The following is a 4,605-nucleotide window of genomic DNA, read 5'->3' as shown; positions in this document are numbered from 1 at the left end:
GGGGGCGGCGCGCGCCGCCGCGTTCGCACTCACCGATGCCGGCGTCGCCGGTCTCACCATCATCAACCGCAGCTTGATGCGCGCGGTCGATCTCGCTGCCGCTGCCACTGCCAACCAACCGGCACTGCGCGCGCGCGCGTTGGCGCTAGCCAATCCAGCCGTCGCCGAGGCTGTTGCCGCCTGTACCCTGCTGATCAACGCCACCGCTTTGGGTTGGCACGACGACGAAACTCCGCTGCCTGATCCGCCGGTCGGCCCGCAGTGTCTGGTCTACGATATGGTCTACCGCGAGACGGCCCTCTTGCGCGCCGCAGCCGCTCGCGGCGCGCGGGTGCGCGATGGCCGCGGGATGTTGGTTGAACAGGGAGCACTCGCCTTTGAACGCTGGACGGGCCGTCCAGCACCGCGGGCAGTCATGTGGCAAGCCGCGTTTGGGGTGGAGCACGGGCCATGATCGATCTGCTCGTTGTCGTTGTTGGTCTGGTGCTGGGAAGTTTGCTCAATGTGCTGATTATCCGCCTGCCCCGCGAGGAACGCTTGCTCGGTTGGCCGCGCTGCATTCGTACCGGCCAAATGCTGCAATGGTGGCAGTTGCTGCCGGTGCTGGGGTGGGTCTTGCAGCGCGGCAAGGCTGCCGATGGCCGCCCGCTGCCGATCATCTACCCGCTGGTCGAAATCGGCAGCGCCATCTGGTTGTGGCGGTTGTACGACCTCTACGGATTTGGCCCGCTCTTCCCGTATCTGGCCTTTGTCGGCGCGGTCTTGATCGTCACCGGCGTGGTTGATTGGCTCTACCGCTGGATCTACACCGTTGTCATTCTGGGTGGGGCGCTGATCGCCTTTATCTGGGGGTCGTTCGCCGGCGCCGGATGGCGCGAATTGCTCTTAGGCGGGTTGATTGGCGGGGTGGGGTTCCTGTTTCTCTACTTGCTGGCGCTGGTGCTGTTTCCCAGCAAATCGGCCCCGTTTGGGTTGGGTGATGTCTACCTCGCCATCTTTATCGGCGCGGCGCTCGGTTTGCGCCACCTCGGCCCGGCCCTCATCTACGGCATCTTTATGGCCGGCTTGGTTGCCACTGGCATCCTGATTGCCCGCCGGCTTGGCCACGAGACACCGGAATATTTGCCCTACGGCGCGTACCTCTGCCTCGGTGTGTTGATCTATATAGCGCTTGGCGGCTACCTATCGCCATAAACCGGGCGCTGCGCAATCTATGCAACCGCCAAAAGCGAGTGCAGCAGGCAGCCTGCCGCACTCGCTCTCTACCTCGCGCTAGCCGAGAAATCACCTCTGATCAAAACACATCTGCGACCATGATCGTCTGATCACGTCCGGGGCCGACCGACACAATCCCCAATCGCGCGCCAACCAACTGGCAGATACGGGCCACATAGGCCTGCGCCGCATCGGGCAAATCGGCAAACCGGCGCACGTTGCGCGTCGATTCCGTCCAACCCGGCAGCTCTTCATACACCGGCTCGACCTGCGCCAAAATGGCGGTTGTGGTGGGCGGATACTCCAGCACCGCGTCATTAAGTTTATAGCTAGTACAAATTTTTAGCGTCTCGATCCCATCCAGCACATCGAGTTTCGTAATCGCCAAGGTGTCGATGCCATTCACTTGCGCCGCATAACGAACCATGACCGCGTCAAACCAACCCACCCGGCGCAGCCGGCCAGTGGTCGTACCGACTTCGGCCCACGGCGTGCCAATCTGGCGCAACGCATCGGCCACTGGCCCATCAACTTCGGTTGGGAACGGCCCTTCGCCGACGCGGGTGGTATAAGCCTTCACCACCCCGATCACCGAACTGATCCGGGTGGGGCCAATGCCGCTGCCTTGGCATGCGCCGGCGGCGCCGGGAGGCGATGAGGTCACGAAGGGGTAGGTGCCGTGATCAATATCGAGCAACGCGCCCTGCGCCCCTTCCAGCAGCACCGGCAGATCTTTGTCGAGCGCTCGGTGAATAATGGGATGGACATCGGTAATGTGATTGGCCAACCGCCGGCCATATTCGAGATAGGTCAAGTAGGTATCGTGCAGCGAGAGCGGGCGGGCATTGTAGAGCTTGGTCAGGATCCGGTTCTTCTCTTCGAGCACGGTGCGCAACCGGTTGAGCAACGTCTCTTCGTGCAACAAATCGCCCATCCGGATACCGGAACGGCTCATCTTATCGGCATACGCCGGCCCAATCCCGCGCCCAGTGGTGCCGATACGCCCCTCGCCGCGCGCCTCTTCCTGCAACTGATCGAGCTGAATGTGATAGGGCATAATCACGTGGGCGCGATCGCTGACGAACAGCTTGGCGGTCGAAACGCCTCGCGCCTCGAGGTCTTCAATCTCTTTGATCAACACTTCAGGATTAATCACCACGCCGGGGCCAATCACATTCACAATCCCCGGATCAAAGATGCCGGAGGGAACCAGATGTAATTTAAACGTACCCAGATGGTTGACCACGGTATGGCCGGCATTATTGCCGCCGCCGTAGCGAATCACCAAGCGGGCGCGAGCGGCCAACAGATCAACCAGATGGCCTTTGCCCTCATCACCCCACTGAGCGCCGATCAAGGCAAGCACAGGCATTGTTTTTCTCCCTGTTGGATTGCACACATCACGCCGGTCTATTCCCGCTGCATCAATGCAACCGGCTTCCCATCCCCCGACCTCGCTGCGTTGAGCCGCGCTTAGGCCCGCAACGCTGCGCGTAAGCCGGCGACTGCCTCGTCAACATGCTGCGGTTCGATAATCAACGGTGGCAAGAGCCGGATCACGTCTTCCCCTGCCGTTGCTACCAACAACCCATAGCGATGGGCCGCTTCGCGCACCGCACCCGCCGAGCCGGCAATCCGCACGCCGCGCATCAACCCTCTTCCGCGCAATTCAAGCACCACATCGGGTTGCTCGGCGGCTAGATCCTGCAACGCCTCATCGAGATAATTGCTGACCTGCTGCACGTGGGCTAGAAAGGCCGGATCGCTAATCTTGCGGAAGACCGTCGCGCCCACTGCGGTCGCCAACGGATTGCCGCCGAAGGTGGTGCCATGATCGCCGGGTTGGATCGCATCGGCCACATGTTGGCCCATCAGGACCGCCCCGATCGGCAGACCGCCGGCTAGCGGCTTGGCCACTGTCATCATATCCGGTTGCACGCCAAGCTGTTCGTGAGCCCACATCGTACCGGTGCGGCCCATTCCGCACTGGATCTCATCAAAGATGAGCAAGGCGCCATACTGCCGGCACAACTCGCGCGCACCGCGCACAAACTCGGCCTCGGCGGCGCGCAAGCCCCCTTCGCCCTGCACCGGCTCGAGCACGACCGCGCAGACATCGTGCCCCATCGTCGCAGCCAATGACGCCAGATCGTTATAGCGGGCGAAGCGCACTCCCGGCATCACCGGCATGAATGGCTCGCGGTACTTCTCGCGGGCCGTAATCGCCACCGCCCCCATTGTGCGCCCGTGGAAGCTGCCGTCAAACGCGACAATCGTCGTTTTACCTTCGCCGAAATGGGCGCGCGCATAGCGACGGGCAAATTTAATCGCCCCTTCAATCGCCTCGGCCCCGCTGTTGCAGAAGAACGCCTTGTTGAACGCCAGACTGCTCTGCACCAGCAACGCGGCCAACTCGACCGCCGGGCGGGTGTGGTAGAGGTTAGAAACGTGGATCAGGCGCGCCGCCTGCTCGTTGATCGCGTTAAGCACATCGCGATCGCCGTACCCCAGCGCATTGACGGCAATCCCGGCCACAAAATCGAGATAACGCCGGCCCTCGCTGTCGTAGAGATAAACACCCTCGCCGCGTTCGATAACGAAATCGGCGCGCACATAACTCTGCAACAGATAGTCGTGATCGGCCTGAATCAGGTCTGCGGCGCTCTCGCCGGTCATAGCTCGTCCTTTCCTACGCGATGTGCGAACCCTCTCACGCGCAATTATACCACCTGCGGGCGGTTGAGGGGCGGACAGCACATGTGGTTGATAACAACCGGTGATCGCTGTGCGATGCCTGAAAGCCTAGCACTACACTCCCCTCTCCCGCTGGCGTTGAGGAGCGGACAGAACGTTTGATTGAGTACAACCGGTGATCGCTGCGCAATGCCGTAAAGCCCCGTGCTGCGCTCCTCATCACCCCTCCCCCAGCGGGGGAAGGGCAAGGGGTGGGGTACGCAGCCCGCTGCGCGGGCTGCGTACCCCTAGCCCGGCCCTTCAGGGCCGGCTGCCGGATCAGATGTTCTATCCGCCCTGCAACGGCAGACAGAAGGGACGGCATAGCTTGCCCGCCCCGCTATGCGGTTCCGAGATTATGGTATAACGATAGCAGCAGCCATCTCGCATGACCGGCAGCAAGGTGTATGGAGTGCGGCAGTGCAACTGTCGCCTTCTTGAACCTTGTAACACCAAAAGACGCATCCTATGATCTCACTCTATCAGCGCCTCATCCGCTGGCTCTTCCAGCGCCTCTACCACGAATTCGCGTGGAGTTACGATCTGATCGCGTGGCTCGTATCGGGCGGCTACTGGCAACGCTGGGTGCTGGCCGCCCTGCCCGCCCTGCGCGGGCGCGTGCTGGAACTCGGCTGCGGCCCCGGCTATCTCCAGCAG

At 62.1% G+C, this 4,605-nt stretch carries 3 protein-coding genes and 2 pseudogenes; 3 read left to right on the top strand and 2 right to left on the bottom strand.

Features of this window, described 5'->3' with window-relative positions:
* Nucleotides 1-454 (top strand): annotated as a pseudogene (gene aroE / locus U9R81_RS08335) (shikimate dehydrogenase); the annotation flags it as partial.
* The gene (locus U9R81_RS08330) at nucleotides 451-1,194 is read left to right on the top strand and encodes a prepilin peptidase (protein WP_322495021.1); all 744 of its coding nucleotides are present in this window, start codon (nucleotides 451-453) and stop codon (nucleotides 1,192-1,194) included. The pseudogene aroE and the gene U9R81_RS08330, both read left to right, overlap by 4 nt.
* Nucleotides 1,195-1,294: 100 nt before the next feature.
* Here the strand turns inward: U9R81_RS08330 and U9R81_RS08325 are convergent, their stop codons facing one another.
* Together U9R81_RS08325 and U9R81_RS08320 are read right to left on the bottom strand one after the other, a co-directional pair.
* Complete coding sequence (locus U9R81_RS08325) at nucleotides 1,295-2,587, bottom strand: adenylosuccinate synthase (RefSeq protein ID WP_322495020.1); 1,293 nt, start codon at nucleotides 2,585-2,587, stop codon at nucleotides 1,295-1,297.
* 101 nt (nucleotides 2,588-2,688) lie between these two features.
* The gene (locus U9R81_RS08320; protein ID WP_322495019.1) at nucleotides 2,689-3,891 is read right to left on the bottom strand and encodes an aspartate aminotransferase family protein; all 1,203 of its coding nucleotides are present in this window, start codon (nucleotides 3,889-3,891) and stop codon (nucleotides 2,689-2,691) included.
* 525 nt (nucleotides 3,892-4,416) lie between these two features.
* Between U9R81_RS08320 and U9R81_RS08315 the strand changes: the two are divergent.
* Nucleotides 4,417-4,605: pseudogene (locus U9R81_RS08315) on the top strand (class I SAM-dependent methyltransferase); the annotation flags it as partial.

It is taken from the genome of Chloroflexus sp. (assembly GCF_034435895.1).
Classification (GTDB): domain Bacteria; phylum Chloroflexota; class Chloroflexia; order Chloroflexales; family Chloroflexaceae; genus Chloroflexus.
Note: the sequence above shows the minus strand (reverse complement) of the source record. Positions and strands in the feature narration are given on the sequence as shown.